At 73.6% G+C, this 1,431-nt stretch carries 1 protein-coding gene and 1 pseudogene; both read right to left on the reverse strand.

Annotated features, from left to right (window positions below; translation table 11 throughout):
• Window positions 1-605: hypothetical protein (locus KS423_RS45450; protein ID WP_224285510.1), on the reverse strand; the 605-nt coding region annotated here is incomplete at its 3' end.
• Between the two features lie 378 nt (window positions 606-983).
• A pseudogene (locus KS423_RS45455) lies at window positions 984-1,431 on the reverse strand (recombinase RecQ); the annotation flags it as partial.

Below are 1,431 nucleotides of genomic sequence, written 5' to 3' on the forward strand. Positions count from 1 at the left end.
CGGGCCGCGTCCTCTGCGCGCTTGGCCGGGTCGGCCGCCAGTTGGCGGGTGCGCTGGCTGCGCGGCGGCAGTTCCGTCACGGTGTGCACCGGCCCGTCGGCCCACGAGCCCGCGTGCGGGTTGCGTCCGCCCCGCCCGTCGCCGAGGACCTGCCAGCCCGCCGGGGTGAGTCCGATGTACGCGCCGCAACGCAGCCCGTGCAGCACGGACGCGTCCCGCAGCGCCCACATCCAGGCGCCGTCCTGCTCCGTCCAGCCGGGTGCGCCGTCGCGGCAGCGCAGCAGCACGGCCGTCCGGGTCGGCTCGGGCAGCCGCAGGTCGTGCGGGATGATCCGGCGCAGGTGTGTCAGCAGGGCGTTGCGGTGCTGCCAGCCGTCCGTGTCGTGCGGCCAGGGGGTGAACGAGGCCGAGGCGACGAGGCGGTGGAGCGCGTCCAGGACGGCGACCGCGACGGTGCCCGGCTGGGGCAGGTGGCGCTGGTGCAGTTCCAGAACGAACTCGCGGGGGGCGCGCAGCAACGGGATCCCCGAGGCGGTCCAGGCCTCCAGATCCAGCACCCGTCTGGGTTCCGGGCTCCCGGAGAAGGGATTCTGACCTCGGCCGATACCGTTGATCACGATCCTCCTTCCTGGCCCGTGGGCAGGCGGGTGCCTGGGTACGCCGAAGGGCGGGTCCAGCGGACCGGGTCTCGGGTACCTTCCAATTCTCGGGGCATCGAGGGCAGAGCGGCAACGATGAAATGATGAACGCCATCCGATAGCCCATGGTCTGCCGGATATGTTCCACGGCGGGTCGAACGCTGCGGAGGCGCCTCCAGGCCTTGATCCACAGCGCTCGGAGGGCGGGGCGAACCACCACTGACATGGTGGCCACTCCTTTCTCGGGTCGGTCCACCGGTGTGATCGAAATCGCTTCGCTTGATCCTTTCCGTTAGGCCGTTCGGGTGAACAAGAAGGCTCCTTCGGCGGCCTTCCGCTGGCCCGTCACCCCTGTACGGCCAGCACCAGAGGCAGCACCGCGCTCGCCCCCGCCCGGCGCAGCAGCCGGGCGGCCACGGTGACCGTCCACCCCGAGTCGACGAGGTCGTCCACCAGCAGTACCGGCCCCCCGGCGGCGGCCACCGCCTGCTCCACCTCCGGCGGCAGGACCAGCGAGCCGGCCAGCGAGTGCAGCCGCTGGGCGCTGTTGCTGCGGGCACCGTGCGGGGGCAGCCCCCCGGCGTACCCGATCCGGCCGAGCAGCGGCAGCCGCCCGATCTCGGCGATCCGCGCGCCCAGGCTGCCGACCAGTTGGGGCCTGGTCGAGGAGGCCATCGTCACCACGCCGACCGGCCGCTCCAGCCGGGCGCCCTCCGTCGTCGCGGGCCCGGCCCAGCCGCCCGGGCCGCGGGCCCAGTCGGCGAGCACCGCCACCAGCGCGTCCACCGCCTCG

Source organism: Streptomyces sp. LS1784 (genome assembly GCF_020103755.1).
Lineage (GTDB): Bacteria > Actinomycetota > Actinomycetes > Streptomycetales > Streptomycetaceae > Kitasatospora.